14 protein-coding genes are annotated in these 18,207 nt (G+C 41.4%); 1 reads left to right on the forward strand and 13 read right to left on the reverse strand.

The genetic code is table 11. From position 1 onward, the window contains the following. Positions 1–16 precede the first annotated feature (16 nt). Genes JN178_RS17135 through JN178_RS17145 form a run of 3 tightly spaced genes read right to left on the reverse strand, consistent with a single transcriptional unit; the run spans position 17 to position 4,203 of the window. Complete coding sequence (locus tag JN178_RS17135) at positions 17–1,459, reverse strand: TolC family protein (protein ID WP_202262566.1); 1,443 nt, start codon at positions 1,457–1,459, stop codon at positions 17–19. Then, positions 1,453–2,505 (reverse strand): HlyD family secretion protein, encoded by a 1,053-nt coding sequence (locus tag JN178_RS17140; RefSeq protein ID WP_202262567.1) that lies wholly within the window; start codon positions 2,503–2,505, stop codon positions 1,453–1,455. Before JN178_RS17140 ends, JN178_RS17135 begins: the two co-directional genes overlap by 7 nt. Then, positions 2,506–4,203, reverse strand: a complete 1,698-nt coding sequence (locus JN178_RS17145) for an ABC transporter transmembrane domain-containing protein (RefSeq protein ID WP_202262568.1) — start codon at positions 4,201–4,203, stop codon at positions 2,506–2,508. It lies immediately after the preceding gene. Between the two features lie 152 nt (positions 4,204–4,355). Here JN178_RS17145 and JN178_RS17150 point away from each other — a divergent pair, with 152 nt between their 5' ends. Continuing rightward, positions 4,356–5,252, forward strand: a complete 897-nt coding sequence (locus JN178_RS17150; RefSeq protein WP_202262569.1) for a LysR family transcriptional regulator — start codon at positions 4,356–4,358, stop codon at positions 5,250–5,252. Here JN178_RS17150 and JN178_RS17155 read toward each other — a convergent pair. The 10 genes from JN178_RS17155 to JN178_RS17200 form a co-directional block, all read right to left on the reverse strand. Beyond that, complete coding sequence (locus JN178_RS17155; RefSeq protein WP_202262570.1) at positions 5,249–5,857, reverse strand: YkgJ family cysteine cluster protein; 609 nt, start codon at positions 5,855–5,857, stop codon at positions 5,249–5,251. The two genes, JN178_RS17150 and JN178_RS17155, sit on opposite strands and share 4 nt — an antisense overlap. 267 nt (positions 5,858–6,124) lie before the next feature. Beyond that, positions 6,125–7,312 (reverse strand): nucleotide sugar dehydrogenase, encoded by a 1,188-nt coding sequence (locus JN178_RS17160; protein WP_202262571.1) that lies wholly within the window; start codon positions 7,310–7,312, stop codon positions 6,125–6,127. A gap of 170 nt (positions 7,313–7,482) precedes the next feature. Beyond that, a complete protein-coding gene (locus tag JN178_RS17165) occupies positions 7,483–9,159 on the reverse strand; it encodes a glycosyltransferase family 2 protein (protein WP_202262572.1) in 1,677 nt (558 codons plus the stop codon). Positions 9,160–9,240: 81 nt separating this feature from the next. Then, the gene (rfbB, locus tag JN178_RS17170; protein WP_202262573.1) at positions 9,241–10,323 is read right to left on the reverse strand and encodes a dTDP-glucose 4,6-dehydratase; all 1,083 of its coding nucleotides are present in this window, start codon (positions 10,321–10,323) and stop codon (positions 9,241–9,243) included. A gap of 26 nt (positions 10,324–10,349) precedes the next feature. Next, positions 10,350–11,219 (reverse strand): dTDP-4-dehydrorhamnose reductase, encoded by an 870-nt coding sequence (rfbD, locus tag JN178_RS17175; protein WP_202262574.1) that lies wholly within the window; start codon positions 11,217–11,219, stop codon positions 10,350–10,352. 56 nt (positions 11,220–11,275) lie between these two features. Next, positions 11,276–11,821 (reverse strand): dTDP-4-dehydrorhamnose 3,5-epimerase, encoded by a 546-nt coding sequence (rfbC, locus tag JN178_RS17180; RefSeq protein WP_202262575.1) that lies wholly within the window; start codon positions 11,819–11,821, stop codon positions 11,276–11,278. 75 nt (positions 11,822–11,896) lie between these two features. Further along, complete coding sequence (gene rfbA, locus JN178_RS17185; RefSeq protein WP_202262576.1) at positions 11,897–12,781, reverse strand: glucose-1-phosphate thymidylyltransferase RfbA; 885 nt, start codon at positions 12,779–12,781, stop codon at positions 11,897–11,899. Positions 12,782–13,132: 351 nt separating this feature from the next. Continuing rightward, on the reverse strand, positions 13,133–14,449 hold the full coding sequence (locus JN178_RS17190; protein ID WP_202262577.1) for an alginate O-acetyltransferase AlgX-related protein: 1,317 nt from the start codon (positions 14,447–14,449) through the stop codon (positions 13,133–13,135). 22 nt (positions 14,450–14,471) lie between these two features. Next, positions 14,472–15,062 carry a hypothetical protein gene (locus JN178_RS17195; RefSeq protein WP_232369610.1) on the reverse strand — a complete coding sequence of 197 codons (591 nt, stop codon included), beginning with the start codon at positions 15,060–15,062 and terminating at the stop codon, positions 14,472–14,474. Positions 15,063–15,414: 352 nt separating this feature from the next. Next, positions 15,415–18,204 (reverse strand): glycosyltransferase, encoded by a 2,790-nt coding sequence (locus JN178_RS17200; RefSeq protein WP_202262578.1) that lies wholly within the window; start codon positions 18,202–18,204, stop codon positions 15,415–15,417. Positions 18,205–18,207 lie beyond the last annotated feature (3 nt).

Here is an 18,207-nt window from a genome sequence, read left to right on the forward strand (position 1 = left end):
TTTAGTCTTATCCCCCCTACTTCATGCTGTATAACATAGCGGATTCTTTATACAGCATGAGCTCAGCCTTCAATAAATCTACACGCGCTTTTATCTCTTTAATTTGCGCCTTAATCTCGTTCTGAGCTCGTGCATTAAGCACGAACATATCACTATCGCCTGCATCAAAACGGGTGCGTTCAACTCTGGATAACGTTTTTGCTAAAGTTGCATTCTCACTTTGCAGCTCGACAATGTCTTTCGCTTGAGTCCAGTATACTAAGGCTTGCTCAAACCGCTGAGTGATTGCTTGCTGTGTTGATACCAGCTTATGCTGTAATTCCCTTTGCTTAGATTGCAATTGCGCACGCTCTGCTTTCGCTTTTCTATTTCCTAGTGGATATGAAAATGAAAGGCCAAGTTTTGTCTCTGTCCCTTCTAGTGTTTCAGAACCTGAACCTATGTCTCTGGCTACTGAGGCCTTTAAATCCAGCTTTGGAAGTAGCGCGTTTTCTGCTAGCGCTGACTTATTTTCTACAACGGCTTGCTCCAGCTTCATAATATCAAGCTCAGGATGTTGCCTTAATGCATTTCTTAAGGTTATCAATTGGCCATTGCCAATCCAAAATGGCCACTGTATATCACTAGGAGGCGTTGTCTCATTGATAACTAACATATCTCCCGTTGACGAACGCCAATAGAAAGAAAGCATTTGTGCATGCGCATCTCGTTTTTGCTTTAACTCAGCTAGCAAGAGCTTTTGTTGCAGTAGGTTAGCCTTAAACTCAGTTAGAATTATGCTGGCTAAGTCTCCCTTCTCAACACGCGTGACAAGTGCTTTTTCTCGCTCAGATGCCGTGGCTAATAATTCTTTAACGGCACTAACTTGAAGTGCACTTTCATACCATGCAATGTATTCGACTATGCCTTTATAAATGAAGTCGTTGATTAAACTCGTCGCTAATGCCTGCCATTGTGACGTTGCAAGCCCTGCATTTCTAAGCTCGGTACGACGCTTATCTATTTCTCTGTTTTGCAAAAGCGAAATAGCCACACCAACACTTGCTTCACCAGCAGATAAGGTTTCATACCCGCCTTCGTATGAAGGAAAGTCGCCGTCAGAGATACGGTACTCGCCAAAAACTGAGCCATTAAAATCTTCAATAGGATTAGTAAAACGCTGAGTGAGATTGGTGCCATCGTAGTAACCGCTAACTCGACTATTGGTTTTTTGCTCGATAACGGGGTCAAAGTTACTTCTTGCAATTTCTAATTCAGCAGCAGCCTGATAATTTCCTTCATTGATAGCAAGCACATAAGGATGGTAATGCACCATGCTATCAATAAACGCACTAATAGATGGCGCTTCTCGTTTGGCTGTTGCTTGTGCATAAGACGGCGCTGTAAAAAGTGTAGCTAACGGTATCGCTATCACCGCCAACTTGAGTAACGCTTTCACTTTCACTACATCCACTACCATGTAGAGGCTCCTGCACTAGCACCGCTATCGGTAGTGGGTTCAGATGTTGGGCGAGGCGGGAAATTGTTGAGCTGACGCCACATTTCGTAACCTAACCTCACTTCCTCTAACAGTACCCACGCTTTTACGCGGCTGCCCAAGCGCGCAGAACTTTCCGCAGGCCACGGTGTATCGTTGTCGTCTGGCTTAATCCATACGTTAAAATCACCCATGGCGTTGGCAACAGGCTCTACATAAACCACTTCACCACCGAAGGTGCCTATAGCACTGCCTGGCCAACCGCTAAATTGAAATACAGGCCAACCTTCAAACTGTAAGCGCGCTTTCGCACCTGGTTTTACCAAAGGCGCATCGAGCCCTCTTACAGTTACTCTTACACTACGCTTAGCGTCTGCGGGAATAAACTGCCCTAGAATGTCGCCAGATTTCACGAATGTAGACACACCACCTGATAACAAACGCACAACGGTTCCATCAACCGGCGCAAACTTAGTTTGGGTAGACTGGCGCGATAACGTCATACTGACTTCGTTAATATCTGATACAGAGGCAGCGGCTTTTGCCCTTAGCTCTTGTACTTTAATCTCAGCTTTTTCGACTTCTTTGCGAGATACCAAACCTTGCTCTTCTAGCGCGATCTGTCGCGCTAAGTTGTTCTCTGCATTCCTTACTGCTGTTTCATTAGCCTCGCGCTTCAAGTTAGCGGCAGAAAGCTGCGACTGTAATTTATCTAAACGCTGAGCATCAATATCGATGAGCGTCACAATAGGGTCGCCTTCTTTGACTTGCTGGCCTTCTCTTACATGCCATTGCTTAACCTGTCCGTCTACAAGCGCATTGATGGGCTGAGTGCGATCCTTAGGGTCTAACGAGTCCACCATCCCAGTACCGTAGGCGGTTTGGATCCAAGGCGTAAAATATAAAATCAAACATGCAGCAATCACTAAAAAGACAATTATGCCACTTACCACTCGGTGGAACTTTGGCACTTTAAGCGCAGGCAATGTATCGATGTTATCTAGAAAGCGACGTTCGGCATTGTTCATCTATTTTACCTCCCCTGCGTTGTCGCCATTTTCATTTTGCCATTCTTCATGGTCATAAAGCGTAGCCTGAGCATTATCATGCAAATGAAGCACGCCATTAAAGTGGTCTGGCATTGGCATATTAGTGAAATACAGCACAGTAAAATCATGCTTGCTTAGTCTTGTTAATAATCTTGAGCGCAACTCAACGGGTATAGCGTCAAAGTGCTGATTAAGTATAAGCAACTTGGGTTTTGCTATAATTGCAGCAGCTAATTTGAGTAACAAAAACTCAAGTGGTTGAAGTGGAGCACCTAACACTGATACACGAGTTTGTAGTCCTTCTGGCAATGCATCAATAACGCCTGCCATCTCTACCTCTTCTAGTGCATGTCTAATATCAGCAAAACTTGCCTTAGGCTGCGCCAGTTTAAGATAACGCTCAATAGTCACTTCTATAATAAGTGAACGGTCAAGTATCGTAACCGCTTGTCGCAACTCATGGGTGTCATAATCGTTTAGACTTAACTCACCCAACAAGATATCGCCCGATTTTACTGGCTCATACTGTTTCAAGTAGCCCAACAGCTGCTTCTGCACCCAACTTTTATCTGTTGTAACGAAGTATTGCGAGCTAGGCTCAAGCGTTGTGTTCAGCTCACAAGTATCGTTGCCATGACATAGCATTACTTTATTAAATGCCAGCTTCGATGACGAAGGAACATGATCAGCATTTGTATGGAGTTTTTCTTGCGGGATGCTTAGCGCATGACCTAGCTTTTCTGCAGCCCCATAAAGCTCATAGTAAAGCTTCAAATACTGTGTAAAGCGAGACAGACCCAAAAACACTGCAGACATCACCAATTCAGCAGCAACAAGTTGTCCTATCGATAACTGACCCTCTACTACAAGCACGCCGCCAATGCCCAGTAGCGCAGCGCTTGCAATAGCGTACATCAATAGAAACATAACCACTTGAGAAAATGTGTAGTGAAAGTGACTTTTGTGTTTTCTTACGTAATTACCAATAAAGCCTTCAGTACTTCTACCTGCGTACTCTACGTGGTCGGCTGACTTAAAGAACTCATGAGCACTTGCAATATCGTGCAACCATTTGGCGGCATCGTATTTCGCGTGAGAAAGTTCAATGGCGGTTCTTTTGGCGCCACGGCCCCAAATTTTCCACACCGCGTACATTGTCATTAACAACACGACGTTAAAAGCGAACAAGGCTGGATGATAAAAAGACACCAAGGTAAAGCCTACCAGCATTTGAAGCACTAGCGCGAAGCCGTCGATCATCAAAGAGGGGATATTCTTTTGCAACGTCATTATATCGAAGTATCGTTGGGTAATACTGACATTCTGGCGTCCTTCAAAATAACTATGCGGCGCCATAATTGTTTTAAGCCCTAAGTCAGCAGTTAACCTCGCGTATACTTTACGCTCGTAGAATTCCATCACACGCATTCGAAGCGCACTGAAAATACCCGAAATGAAAAGGGTAAGGAATAATACAACGGCCAAAATGATCACCGCTCGTGTCGAGCCGATATTGGCTATACTGTTTATCAGCGTTTGTACCGCAATAGGTACCGCGAGTGTCATCAAACTAATTGCAACGCCGTACGCAATGGCCACCCAGAAAAAACCCGATTCTGGTTTAAGAAGTGAGAATAGCGTTTTTCGCGTAGCACGCAGGTTTATCTTTTTCGCCATAGTAATTTCTTTAATCACTCTGATAGCAGTTAATTGTTAGTGTAAGCCATTCGGCAGTTAGAATAAATCTGTTATATTCTTCATACTTCATCGAAAAATATTGATTTAGGACTATGGGACGCTTTTTTTAACGTTCTATTTGCTTATTTATTATGCACCACCTTAACTATCACCACTTATATTATTTTTATTTGGTTGCTCGTGAAGGCAGTATTGCTAAAGCGGCCAAGTTACTTCACGTTACACCACAAACGGTAAGTGGCCAGTTAAGTACCTTTGAAAATCAACTCGGGTATTCACTTTTTGACAGAATAAATAAGCGCCTTTATTTAAATGCTAAAGGTAAAGTAAGTTATCAGTATGCCAGTGAAATCTTTCACAAGGGTAATCAACTGGCTGAAATACTTAACAATAGCGACGAAGTGAATACGAAAGAATTCGTGATAGGTATTACAAATGGTATTCCTAAAGTGCTTTTTTACGATTTCGTTCATTCGACGATGCGAAAATTTGCTAATGTGCGCTATGTAATAAAAGAAGATAGCTTTGACGGTTTACTTAAAGAGTTGGCAATTAATGCCATAGATTTTATCGTCGCTGATCGTGGCATTGCCCCTGGTACACAAGTTAATGCCAATAGTTACTTTTTAGGCGAAAGCTCGCTGAGCTTTTTTGCCAAAGCACCGCTTTCCAAGCACCAACGTTTCCCCTCATGTTTAAATCAAATGCCGTTGCTAATTCAAGGCTATACCTCAGGTATAAGACAGGCACTTACCAGTTGGCTTGAAACTGAACAGCTCTATCCCAAAATCGTCGCAGAATTTGATGATAGCGCGCTGCTCAAGCTATTCGGCAGTGAAGACTTTGGTGTATTTTGCGCACCTTCGGCAATATCAGCCCATGTGGAAGCCCAGTATGACGTGCATTGTATTGGAAATGCTAATACGCTAAACGAGCGATATTATGCAATCACAGGCAAGAGCCGCGCTGACTACACTATCAGCGAGGCCATTGTTGCCGAAGCAAGAACAATTTTGCAGACGCCTTAAGCGGCAACGCCATCATCAATGTGAGAAGAGTAATAACTTACCGTAAGTATTTTCTCTAGCACAAAACGCAGAGCTTCATTGATTGGCATTAGTTTTTCACCCAACTCATAATCTAACTGCGCCAGCTTTTGACGTCCTTGCGCTATCATTGGTGGTTGATGAGTGTTTGTCTGAATGGCTATAAGCGAAGCGGCATACTTTTCGGGAACTGCCTGCTTTATAGGTTTACACACAGATAGCGTGGCTTCGCCTGATTTGGTTGCATACCCAGCCGCGCCAAACATTCTGCAAATGCTTGGTCGATACTCGTAAATACCACAATAACCTTCGTTCCCATCTAGGCTAGTGCGTTGATACTGCTTACATGCAAATCCGTTGTAATTGTCTAATTCATCGAATACTTGCTCAGCCGTTCCCGTATCAAATAAATGTAAAGCATATGGCAACATCTCTAAAGGTGACACTTCAATGTCTGGCTTATTGCAACACGCTCCACACTTTTCGACGCAGTGCAAAGACTGACTTGTTTGGAAAGCACTGAACTCTTGAGAAAGTAATTGGTAAACATCCATCACTTGGCTGGACAGCTCACGCAGCCTATTCATAATGACTCCGCTAAAAAAGCAAACTAAAACCACCTTCACAGCCGGCCTCCCGTTTGATTGAGCGACTAACTACAAAGACACCTATAAAGATTTAAAAGCATGCTTCTTCCCCGCCAAAAGAAATGAGTGAGCATGATGCTCGATAGCGAGGATTGAATTGGCGCGGATTTTATTTTGAAAATGGGATTTTGGGAATAGTTTTTCGTCAATATTTGACGGTAAAAGCAAAGAAAAGTGGGTAGAGAGGCCCCTCTACCCACCAATGCGTTAGTCAGCGTTAAACAAGTCGCGACTATAAACCTTATCTAGTACGTCTTCGATATCACCAGTTACACGGTTGGCAACAATAACATCAGATATTTTTTTAAACTCTTCCAAGTCATTCACTACGCGTGAGTTGAAAAAGTCATCTTCTTTAAGCACTGGCTCATAAACAACAACTTCGATCCCTTTTGCTTTAATACGCTTCATGATGCCTTGAATAGCACTGGCGCGGAAGTTATCGGAACCTGTCTTCATAATTAGTCGGTATATACCAACAATTTTAGGTTTACGACTTACTATTGAATCGGCGATAAAGTCTTTACGGGTGCGGTTAGCATCTACAATTGCCTGAATCATGTTATTAGGCACTTCGCTGTAGTTCGCCAACAGCTGTTTAGTATCTTTCGGCAGACAGTAACCGCCGTAACCAAAGCTTGGATTGTTGTAATGCTTACCAATTCGTGGGTCTAGACCAACACCTTCGATTATTTGTTTTGAATCTAAACCGTGGCTTTCCGCGTAGCTATCCAGCTCGTTAAAATAGGCTACACGCATGGCGAGGTAAGTATTAGCGAAAAGCTTAATTGCTTCGGCTTCGGTACTGTCGGTGAATAGAACATCAATGCTCTCTTTTATTGCACCTTGTTGAAGCAGTTTTGCAAATACTTCGGCTCTTTCACTTTTCTCGCCCACAATAATGCGGCTAGGATGAAGGTTATCGTAAAGGGCTTTACCTTCACGAAGAAACTCTGGTGAAAATATAATGTTGTCAGAGCCAAAGCGCGCTTTTGCGTCTTTAGTGAAACCAACTGGTACGGTAGATTTAACAATCATCACTGCATCAGGGTTAATTGACATTACTGTTTTGATAACCGCTTCTACACTTCCTGTATTAAAGTAATTGGTTTGTGGGTCGTAATCCGTTGGTGTTGCAATAACAACATAGTCGGCATCTTTATAGGCTACTTCGGCGTCTAATGTCGCTTCAAGATCTAGCGTTTTTGTGGCTAAGTATTCTGAAATTTCTTTGTCTTCAATTGGAGACTTTTTGCTGTTTAGCAGCTCTACTTTCTCCGCCACAAGGTCAACAGCTTTCACTTCATTGTGTTGTGCAAGTAGCACTGCATTTGAAAGCCCAACATAACCTGTTCCTGCGACGGCTATTTTTAGCTTCTGCATTGTACTTTCCATTTAAATTACTCCAATTTTCTTCAAATTTAGATTTCGACAGCCAGCCTTGCATATTTACTTTAAATATTGATGAAAGTAATCAGATTATACCGCTGACATGACTTTAAGTTTATTTCGTATCGTTTCGTATTAGTCCCGGTTGCAAGTAACATGCATCAATAATGCCTAATCTATCTTGCAAGCAATTCTTCTGTACCCTTAATAGAGAAGTTCTCTCGTTTGAGCGTTAAATTCGGGCTATATGCAGGGTCATTGGCTATATAGTTTGCCCAAGTATTTCTAAGATATTCAAGCTCTCTATTAAAGCGAGCTGCTTTTTCCGGCGAAATATCTAAACCTCGGCTGACAGACTCATGGTGGAACAGTTCAGCTTCAGCACAGTAAACGTTTTGCACGCCAAGCTCTTTCACCTTCAAACAAAAATCAACGTCATTGAAGGCTACGGAAAGATCTTGTTCATTAAGCCCTCCAACCTCATCAAACAAAGGCTTTTTAACAAGCAAGCAAGCTGCGGTTACGGAACTGTAGTTGCTTGTGGCGTTAATTCGATTGAGATAGCCAGAATGGAAGCGAGGGAAATTTTTATGTGCATGACCAGCACCACCACCATAACCTAAAACTACACCAGCATGTTGGATTCGTGTGTCAGAATAAAGCAACTTTGCACCAACACAACCAATAGACTCGCGTTCAGCCTGACCTACCATGTAGGTAAGCCAATCAGGTGATATCACTTCTATATCGTTATTTATGAGGCCTAGTATACTACCGTTGGCATGTTTAACACCGAAATTATTGATAGCAGAATAATTAAAGGGTGCCGGATATTCTAATACTGTTACTTTTTCAAGTGTATCAAGGTACTTGAAATACTCGATACTTTCCTCTTCATCTGAACCATTATCAATCAATAATATCTCGTAGTTGGGATAGGTCGTTTTCTCCAAAATAGATTCAATACATGCTTTTACCAATGCCTTGCCATTTTTAGTTGGTATTATGAGGCTAACCAATGGATTGGTACTTTTCCAAAGCACTTTGTTTAATTTACGCTCTCTATCAGTTTCAGCACGAACATTTGGTTTACAGTTAATACACTGCCCCACTTCCTCTAACTGCTGAATCTCGTCTATTAAAGCCGATGCGTGTACAAAGGGAAAAGGAACATGGGCGACCTTAATCGCATTTTTTGAAAGCGCTAAACTAGCCAATACCCCTGGAATGGAATTTACGGTCGCGTTATTAAGGCGCTTAAGAAGTGCGGCGTTAATAAACACACCTGTTTTTATGTAAGCAGTTGAGTACAACAACTCGGGGTTCCAGCTTGGTAAAAAACGGGGTTCTGCTCTTTCGCCGTTTTCATTTATAGTATCGGTATCACAATAAACGATATCAGAGTCATGTATACGCTTGAGCATATAGTTAACTGCATTATCAACCACTGTATCGCCGCTGTTAAGCATTAAAGTTGGAACGTGCGGGTCTAGTTTTTTGAAGGTGTCAGTTAAACTACCATTGTCTTTATCAAAAACAAGCCAACACGTTGCTCCGTGGGCTTCTACACTTGCAATGGTGTCGTTAGCGCTTATACCGTTTGAAAAGATAACGGCCTGCCAAGGCTCACGTGCATCGCAAGTGTCTTTGAATATGTTTTGATGATGCGAAAGCCACTGACTATAAAGTGCCTGTGTTTGCTTTGGCGTAGGTGCATCATAAAACAATCCAGCTTGTCTTATCGACTTTATATACAAACCAGTTAAGCGCTCGCTTTGTTTGAGCTTTTCTTTTAAGTTCTTTGGAACTAATTGGAGCGCAGCTCGAACTGCGCGCATAATAATTTTTTTCATTAAAGCCGTTTTGATTGATTAGCAAAAAAACCACCGCTAACAGGCGGTGGCTTTAGTGTATCATTGAAACAATATTAAACGTTAATTTCCGGTGCCTAAGCGTTCACCTTGATAGCTTCCATCTAATACTGCTTTCCACCAGCCTTCGTTCGCCAAATACCATTCAACAGTTTTGCGAATACCACTTTCGAAGGTTTCTTGTGGTTTCCAGCCCAATTCACGCTCTATTTTGCTAGCATCAATGGCATAGCGCATGTCGTGTCCAGGTCGGTCTTGCACATAAGTAATTTGCTCGGCGTACTTGCTATCTTTCGGCTTAACTTCATCCAAAATTGAGCAAATAGTTTGCACCACTTCGATATTCTGCTTTTCGTTGTGCCCGCCAATGTTGTAGGTTTCACCAATTTCACCATTTAAGGCAACCACTACTAATGCACGTGCATGATCTTCAACATATAGCCAATCACGAATCTGGTTTCCTTTGCCGTAGACAGGTAACTGCTTGCCGGCTAGCGCATTCAAGATTACCAGTGGAATAAGCTTTTCTGGAAAGTGGAAAGGGCCATAATTGTTCGAACAGTTCGTTACTAAAGTGGGTAACTTATAAGTACGCAGCCACGAACGCACAAGCTGATCTGAACTTGCTTTACTTGCAGAATAAGGCGAACTTGGCGCGTATGGTGTTGTTTCTGTAAAGAGTGGAAGCTCTGTTCCTGGCTCAACTTCATCTGGGTGAGGAAGATCGCCGTACACTTCATCAGTGGAAATATGATGAAACTTAAACCCTGCTTTCTTATCGCCCTCAAGTGCAGACCAAAACGCTCTTGCTTGCTCAAGTAAGGTGTAAGTGCCCACTACGTTTGTTTGAATAAACTCACCGGGGCCATCGATTGAACGGTCTACATGCGACTCTGCCGCCAAATGCATAATAATATCGGGCTGATGCGTATTAAATACACGCTTTACTTCTTCAGCATCACAAATATCAACCTGTTCAAAGCTATAGCGGTCGCTGTTCGACACTGACGTTAGTGACTCTAGATTACCCGCGTAAGTTAGTTTATCTAAATTAACCACTGTGTGATCGGTGTCGTCAATTAGATGGCGAACAACTGCAGAGCCAATGAAACCTGCGCCACCTGTTACTAAAATTGTTTTACTCATTGCCTGTTACCAAAATATAATTCTGTTTACGCTTTTAACTCATCAAGCATATTTGCCAACTGCTGTCGCCAGTGTGTAGGCTTGCACGAAGTGAATATTTCTCTCGAAGTTTGCTTATCCAGTACGCTGTAGTGTGGGCGCTTCGCTGGCGTTGGGTATTGGCTAGAAGGAATAGGTGACACTGGAATTTCTTTTTTAAGCAATCCTTTCTCAATACCAAGCTCTTGAATCGCTAATGCAAAGTCGTACCAGCTTGCTACGCCTTCATCAGTCCAGTGGTAAACACCTACCGTTTTATTTAGAGCAGCAGAAACGCAAACTTCAGCCAAACCTTTGGCCCATGTTGGTGTACCAATTTGATCATCTATTACTGCTAGCTGAGGTTTATCAGCCATTAAACGCAGCATGGTTTTCACAAAATTATTGCCATGAGATGAATATACCCAAGCGGTACGAATTAAACAGCTCGCTTTGGGTAATACTTCAAGCAAGACTTTTTCACCTTCAGCTTTTGATTTGCCGTACGCACCGTGAGGTTCAATAGGGTCATCTGTCAAATAAGGCGAACCTTTGTGACCGTTAAACACATAGTCGGTCGACACATGCACCATAAAAGCGCTATGTGCTTTACAAAAAGCCGCCAAATTCCTAACGGCAATGGCATTAATGGCATTGCACGCTTCAGTGTCTTCTTCAGCTTTATCAACAGCCGTGTACGCTGACGCATTAATCAACATATCAACTGACAAAGGCGTTAAAATAGTTTCAATACTATCACTTCTCGTAATATCAATATCGTCACGCCCTAAAAAAGTGACGTGATGCTCACTGTTTTCTAGCTCCCGAGAAAGCTCAAACGCTAACTGCCCAGACTTACCTATTATTACAATATTCATTAATCGCTAATACTCAATAAAAGCCAATAAAAAGCCAGTAAAAACCCTGATAACAATTAAAACGTGGGTGCGTCTAAAAATGCCAAACCCGCCTCATCTTTACCTGATAAAGATGGCTTCTTGCCATTCACCAAAGGCCAGTCGATATTCAACGTAGGGTCGTCATACTTAACCGAAACTTCAGACGCTGGGTGGTAGTAATCTGTGCACTTATACACAAACTCTGCTGATTCACTAGTTACGTAAAATCCATGAGCAAACCCTGCTGGCACCCAAAGCTGACGTTTATTTTCGGCAGAAAGTACTAACCCTACCCACTTTCCAAAGGTAGGTGAGTTCTTTCTCATATCTACGGCGACATCATACACTTCACCGCTTACCACTCGAACCAATTTACCTTGAGTCTGTTCCATTTGATAATGAAGGCCGCGAAGAATGCCTTGACTAGATTTAGAGTGGTTATCTTGAACAAAATCTACATCCGCACACTCTTTTTTAAACCAATCAGTGCGGAAGGTTTCTAGAAAAAAACCGCGCTCATCGCCAAATACTTTGGGCTCGATGATTTTAACGTCAGGAATATCTGTTTTTACTACTTGCATTTACTTTCCGTAAGAATTGGCAATTTGAGATAAGAAGAAAGGTGGCAATGCCACCTTTTTAAATTTGAACTTTGTTTAAATCTTTACTCTGTCCTTGAGTACTTTCAATAGATAATCGCCATAACCACTTTTCTTTAAAGGAGCTGCCAGCTTTTCTAGCTGCTCAGCGTTGATATACCCCATTCTGAAAGCAACTTCTTCAGGGCAACATACCTTTAAACCTTGCCGTTTTTCTATAGCAGCAACAAAATTAGCAGCGTCTAAAAGTGAATCTATAGTACCTGTATCAAGCCACGCAGAACCTCGCCCCATTAGCTCAACCTTTAAGCTCCCGTCTTTGAGATACAAGTTGTTCAGGTCGGTAATTTCAAGTTCACATCGCGACGAGGGTTTCACTTCTTTAGCAAAATCTACTACACGATTATCATAATAATACAAGCCTGTTACCGCATAGTTAGATTTAGGAACTGCCGGCTTTTCTTCTATGGAAAGTGCATTCCAGTTATCGTCAAACTCTACCACGCCATAGCGCTGGGGGTCGTTAACGTGATAACCAAACACAGTTGCACCATGCTGTTGTTTAAACGCACTCTGCAAAGACACCCTTAAGTCGTGGCCGTAATAAATGTTGTCGCCAAGAACAAGTGAACAGCTATCATTTCCGATGAAGTCTTCGCCAATTAAGAAAGCCTGGGCCAAACCATCGGGTGAAGGTTGAACCGCGTATTGAATATTCATTCCTAACGCCGAACCATCACCGATGAGGTCGATAAACCGTTGCTGTTCTTCAGGTGTTGTAATAATGAGTACATCACGAATACCCGACATCATTAAGGTTGTTAATGGATAAAAAATCATTGGTTTGTCGTAAACAGGCATTAGCTGCTTACTGACCACCTTTGTTAATGGATGCAAGCGAGTGCCTGATCCACCTGCTAGTATTATCCCCTTCCGTTTCATATTTTCCCTCGTTGATAATTTCGTATTATCTCTGCAAAGCTATTTGTTACTGACTTGAAAAAAACGCAGTTTTATCAACTGTATCTAATATCACACAAGTTAAACGCTCTATAGCAAATTGCCTTACTATAAGAGCTAGTCTGCGCCGAGCCCTATCAAACAAGCACTTTTCATTTTTTAATCTGAGTCAGGGATAGATACCGATCTTTCAGCCCAACTCATTAACAAACATTTAAGCGTTGTCTCAAAAAGTACCTTTATTAGAAGCTACACAGCGGGTTTATAACACTCAAACTCTTAATGTTTGTTCATTTCAAAACTTCGTTGAACTGATAAAGTGAAGAAAAAAGTTTAACGTATCATTTCGTTGAAGAATTCTATATAAGATACGCTATGTTCTGGAGGCGTCACCGCGATAGTTGGAGGTTTTAACTTGCCCATTTTTTTCTTCGCTCTTATATACGCAAGGGTCGAATCTTCAAATTTAGGAGCTTTGACTACAAACCGAGCGTTAGTTTGCAAGCATAAACAGTCAGGTCTGACAGCTTCGATTACTTTGTGGTCAAGATTACCAGCAGTATGAACGAACACGATACTTGTGTACAAACGTGTCAAATAATCAAACATGGTGTAAGACGAAGATGACCCAAATATTAAGAGCTTTTCATTGAGTAATGCATCTTGGTTAAACATACAAATAATTCTGCCAAAATTATTTATATTATTGTCATACACCACCTTGTCTCGATAACTAAAGCTAATAAGCCTATCTTCATGATGTAGGTGCGGAGGGAAAAGTTTTGAACCCAAATCACCACTTGACCTTTTCTTTTGATACTTATCAGTATGAAAAATATCGAGTTGACTAACATCTCTATGTGATAGCTTACTTGAGACAAGTTGTGATGCAAGCCTTGCTCCATGAACCGTCCAGTGAGTATCACAAACTCTAAATGACCGACGGTCAAGATCTCGAAGTTCTTGTATGGGCAGTATAAAGTTAAGAGCATCGGGTATTAGTTCAACAAGTTTGTTAATGGGTGCTTTTTTGGAAAACTCATACGGATAATATTGTTGGTATACCATCTCCTTTGAAGGTGCAACAAGTAAACAAACGGGCATTTTTTTTGAGAGTGAATAATTAGTTAAAGAGCCCAAATACTCTTTCCATTCTGCCTTTGCCGTACGCGACAACCCAAACTTTCCAGTATGCTGTTCAATACTTTTATTTGTGTCGTTATCTAGAAATAGCCATCCATTTTTCCCCTTAAGTATCTGAAACCTACCCTCTATTGCACCGGTTAAAACTTGAATGAATCGACCTTCTTTGATAACACCAATAGAAAAAGAAGAATGCTTAAGTTCGATCTGCTGAGAGAAGCCACAATAGAGCTTAGGATGATCTTCGGGAGACTCCTCTAAGATTTTAGAAATAACATCAGGCCTAGCACGAGATAAGTTTAAAGGAATAACATCACTACCGTTTAGCACCACCAGTGATATAGCTGAGTCACTCTCGTTTAAAAACCAACCTTGAAATAGCAACCCTTCATGAATTAAGAGAGAGCCATCAATAGTTTGCCCCTGTACAGGAAAGTCTAAGTGCCAGCGAAACTGTCTTTCATCGTCTGCGCTAACTCTTTGAATACTGATTGAATAAACTGCCACTACAGTTCCTTTCTATAACACATTACAGATAGTCTCCAACTATTTCATACTCTTGCCAAAGATAGGATTCGAGACGACGAATGCTAGTAGGTATTGTATGACCGTAAGCATTTCTTCTATTAACTTGTTTAATTTCTAATTTTAAATTCATCAACTCAGAAAGATTGCGTAATGCTTTTTCATATTGATGCTTGGACCCCACAAATGCAAAATCAGTAACAGGCACAGCTCTAAAGAAATTACTATAGGCATGAGTAAATACCTTTACTGCGTCTTCAGTGACAAGGTCGTGAACGATACTCGTTTGAGAGTCAAAGTTAGTCTTTGGTAACGCTGATTTCAATAGATTATATTGGGGGTGTCTTACTCCCAATGACATGAGATGACCAACTAGCGACCATAATCGCTCTAGAGGATCGCGCACCCATACAGTTTTTTTCGCAAAAGGGAATATCCGTTCGTGGTTACTGTGAGGTTTAAAATGCCCATGTAGTATTTTGGCTTTGGCTGGTAACCAAATCTCTTTCCCAACGGACATTTCAAATGCGCCTGTATTTTCATAAATACCATAGACTACTCTGCTTCCTAAAGACTGTTCGAAAGCAACTCTCAATGAACTTCCCGCCGTTTTGGGTATGTGATGAGAAAGAAAAGTCACATTATTGTGAGGAAAACTTTGCGAGTACATTGTGGGCGATATCAATCGCTCGACTCTCCAAAGTGGATGTATCCGATAAGACATAACTTACTAACTTGCTAAATTAATTGACATTACAATATAAAACCTGCTGATATTAAACGCAGAGACTACCTTCAAATATTTAACTCCAATGATAATGTTACTCTTATATAGTTGGCGCAGAATCACTATCTAAACTATGACCACATCAGTCTCTAATAGCAGTTAAGGGAATTAATATAGTAATTCAATAGATGAAAGAGTATGCAAATAAAAACATCTACTTCTACTGCAGTAAAGTTTTCTCGACAATTGCCTTTATTGAGCTATTAAAAGATCCGCGAGAAAACAGAAAATCAGCTCGCCTCTTAGCATTCTCCGCAAAAGGAAGCAGCTTTATTTTTTCTGCAGACAACTCTTGCAAGATTTCTGCGATTTGCTCGAAATTTTTAAATGGCACAAGAATCCCACTTGACTCATCTACGAGCTCTTCGACAGCCCCCCACCGGTAACCAACAACCACTCGCTTGTGGATCATTGCCTCTGCAACGGTTCTGCCAAATGACTCTTTAAAAGACGACAAACTAAGTACAATATCATTATTCAAAATTTCAGTACCCACTTTGTCTGTATATCCACGTATCTTTACGTTATCAGAGGGGAAACGCCTACTCGCTGCTTCAACTTCTGAGGTAACAGGACCATAAAGCGAGAAGGTTATTTTGCTGTCTACGCATCTGCTGGCTATTTCAAAGAAATCTTCGACACCTTTTTTAGGCAAGTTACTACTTAACATGCAAACTTTTAACGGTTTAGATGTCTCGATAGCAGAGGTTACTGTTGAAACATTTACAACATTATAAACAGTAGTGCATTTATCTTTTGCGTCTAGCCACTCGGCAGTAACGTTAGAATTAGCGACTAAGTGAGTAGAAAGCCTACATATGCGTTCGCGAGTTTCTTCTTCGTCTTCACCAAGAACATTCCGGATATGCTCGTCAAACTCCGGCAGCTCCCTGACGTGTGTAATCGTTTTTACATTTGCTTTGGCAGCTGCACAATAGGGCTCTAAAAGCATGATAGTATTAACATATACAAGCTCTATGCGACTTTGCTCAAAATAGTTGCTGAGATATTCCACCTGCATAGCGCTGGCGTCTCTTCCTTTGCTAAACCAAATTAGGGGGATAAAGATTAGTCTAACAGCGAACCGTTTTAGTTCACTTATATAACTTTCATTCAAAGCGTTGGGAAGAAAAATATGTAGACAACACCCGCTTTCCGATAATGCCTCTGCTATATCCAAGAAACTTTTTTCTGCACCAAAAATATCTTGGGACACACTGTGTGCAAACAATGCAATTTCCCTTTGAGAGTTTTTTGAGTCGCCATCCAGAGTTACTGGGTGCTCGAAAGACCAAGAGCTTTTCAACGCGTGCCATGTTGGAGAGCCTTGATTTCGTAGCTGAAATTTCAACCGGTAAGCGCTGGGAACAAATAATGGATTTGGAGACAAGTCCAAACTCTCTCCTAATGACAGGTAATGGTCGTAAATACTCCCCCCCATCTTGTTGACATTTGAGTAACTGCTTAAATACCAGCGATTGTCAAAAGCCCGATTCCACCGATGCAAGTCGTCATTGCGCAGTGATCTCGCTCCTTTTTTAGGGCAAAGCTCATAAGGCACAGGAAACGGACTTTTTTCGGAATCAAATTTTATTGGAATGGATGCATTTCTGTGCCACGTTTGGGCAAAGGCCAAATGTTCTTGTCTTGCGCCACCGAACTGCGTTACTAAATGAGTAGCTGAACTTTGTGTTAATGAGGTTTCTACAACCCTTCCAAAAGATAAAGGGACGTCTGGAAGAACCTCGTGTACACTACTTTTACCAAAATTTGCAATAAGTCTATAGTAAAACTCCGTATCTGCACCTGCTCTTAGTTCATCCCATATTCCAATGTCCTCAAAAACACTTCTTTCGACCATTAGCGAAGAAACGTTTCTATAGATCCATGAACCATCTATCCTCATTTTAGTGAATGCTAAATCTTTAGTGCATCGAACCCAGTGGGAAACCGTAGCCTTAGTTTTACGTTTGAATAAAAACGGTAAAACTTGCTGCTCAATTTTTTCTGGGTGTGCCCAGTCATCCGCATCCATAACCGTTACAAGGTCTCCGGTTGCTAAAACTACACCTCTATTTCTGGTAGGGTAAGCCCCTTTATTTTCATGATTTTGATAGACGAAAAGATTTGGTTCTTCGCTATATTCTTCCATCACTTTTACAGTATTGTCCGTTGAACAATCGTCAATCACAATTATCTCAATATTTTTCCAGCTTTGTTTTAACAAAGAATCTATTGCTGTCTTAATGGTATTTTCAGCATTGAATACTGGGACAATTACGGACACCTTTTTTCGGGAAAAAGTCTGAAGAATGCGCCGAAGAAACGGCACTTGCAGTTCTTTCGAAATAAGGCGATCTATATTAATTTTTCCGTTGGTTGACTCAAGCGTCGCTAAATTACAAGAACGATAAATTGAATTTAAATACGCAAGTTTACCGTCTTGAGCAACTAACATCTGTCTGGCTAATAATTTAGAGTTAGATTCTGGCCATAAGGGGTGCTCTATAAGTTGGCTAGCCGACTTTATCTGTTCTCTTTTGAGCTGTGTCTCGAAACACAGTAAAAAGAGCGATGTAGAGTCAAACAACTTGGACGCCACATCCATGTTGGAAAGAACTTTTTCTGAGAATTGTAGTGCTTTAGTGTACTCTGAACGAAATAAAAAATATTCCGTTAATACCTTTTGAGCGTAGACACTATTAAATTCAGCAGCTTTAGAAAACTCAATTAACTTAACTAGAAATTTTTCATTTTCTTTACCGTCTAAAGCATTTGCCCATAAATCGCGCTCGAGAGAAAGTGAAGGTAACTCACAGGGCATTCTTCCCTCTCGCCGACCATGCTTTTCAAAGTGGACAATAGGATCAATACCCGCTGCGGCAACATCCGGGTAAGTTTCAAGATACCACTTTTTATCTACGTAAAATGACTGGTTTTGCTTATGCATTTA

Origin of the sequence: Alteromonas sp. KC3 (assembly GCF_016756315.1) — a bacterium.
Taxonomy (GTDB): domain Bacteria; phylum Pseudomonadota; class Gammaproteobacteria; order Enterobacterales; family Alteromonadaceae; genus Alteromonas.

Excerpts from the sequence above, each read along its gene's own strand:
- JN178_RS17135 (WP_202262566.1), bottom strand. The coding sequence starts at position 1,459 with ATGGTAGTGGATGTAGTGAAAGTGAAAGCGTTACTCAAGTTGGCGGTG.
- JN178_RS17140 (WP_202262567.1), bottom strand. The coding sequence starts at position 2,505 with ATGAACAATGCCGAACGTCGCTTTCTAGATAACATCGATACATTGCCT.
- JN178_RS17145 (WP_202262568.1), bottom strand. The coding sequence starts at position 4,203 with ATGGCGAAAAAGATAAACCTGCGTGCTACGCGAAAAACGCTATTCTCA.
- JN178_RS17150 (WP_202262569.1), top strand. The coding sequence starts at position 4,356 with ATGCACCACCTTAACTATCACCACTTATATTATTTTTATTTGGTTGCT.
- JN178_RS17155 (WP_202262570.1), bottom strand. The coding sequence starts at position 5,857 with ATGAATAGGCTGCGTGAGCTGTCCAGCCAAGTGATGGATGTTTACCAA.
- JN178_RS17160 (WP_202262571.1), bottom strand. The coding sequence starts at position 7,312 with ATGGAAAGTACAATGCAGAAGCTAAAAATAGCCGTCGCAGGAACAGGT.
- JN178_RS17165 (WP_202262572.1), bottom strand. The coding sequence starts at position 9,159 with ATGAAAAAAATTATTATGCGCGCAGTTCGAGCTGCGCTCCAATTAGTT.
- rfbB (WP_202262573.1), bottom strand. The coding sequence starts at position 10,323 with ATGAGTAAAACAATTTTAGTAACAGGTGGCGCAGGTTTCATTGGCTCT.
- rfbD (WP_202262574.1), bottom strand. The coding sequence starts at position 11,219 with ATGAATATTGTAATAATAGGTAAGTCTGGGCAGTTAGCGTTTGAGCTT.
- rfbC (WP_202262575.1), bottom strand. The coding sequence starts at position 11,821 with ATGCAAGTAGTAAAAACAGATATTCCTGACGTTAAAATCATCGAGCCC.
- rfbA (WP_202262576.1), bottom strand. The coding sequence starts at position 12,781 with ATGAAACGGAAGGGGATAATACTAGCAGGTGGATCAGGCACTCGCTTG.
- JN178_RS17200 (WP_202262578.1), bottom strand. The coding sequence starts at position 18,204 with ATGCATAAGCAAAACCAGTCATTTTACGTAGATAAAAAGTGGTATCTT.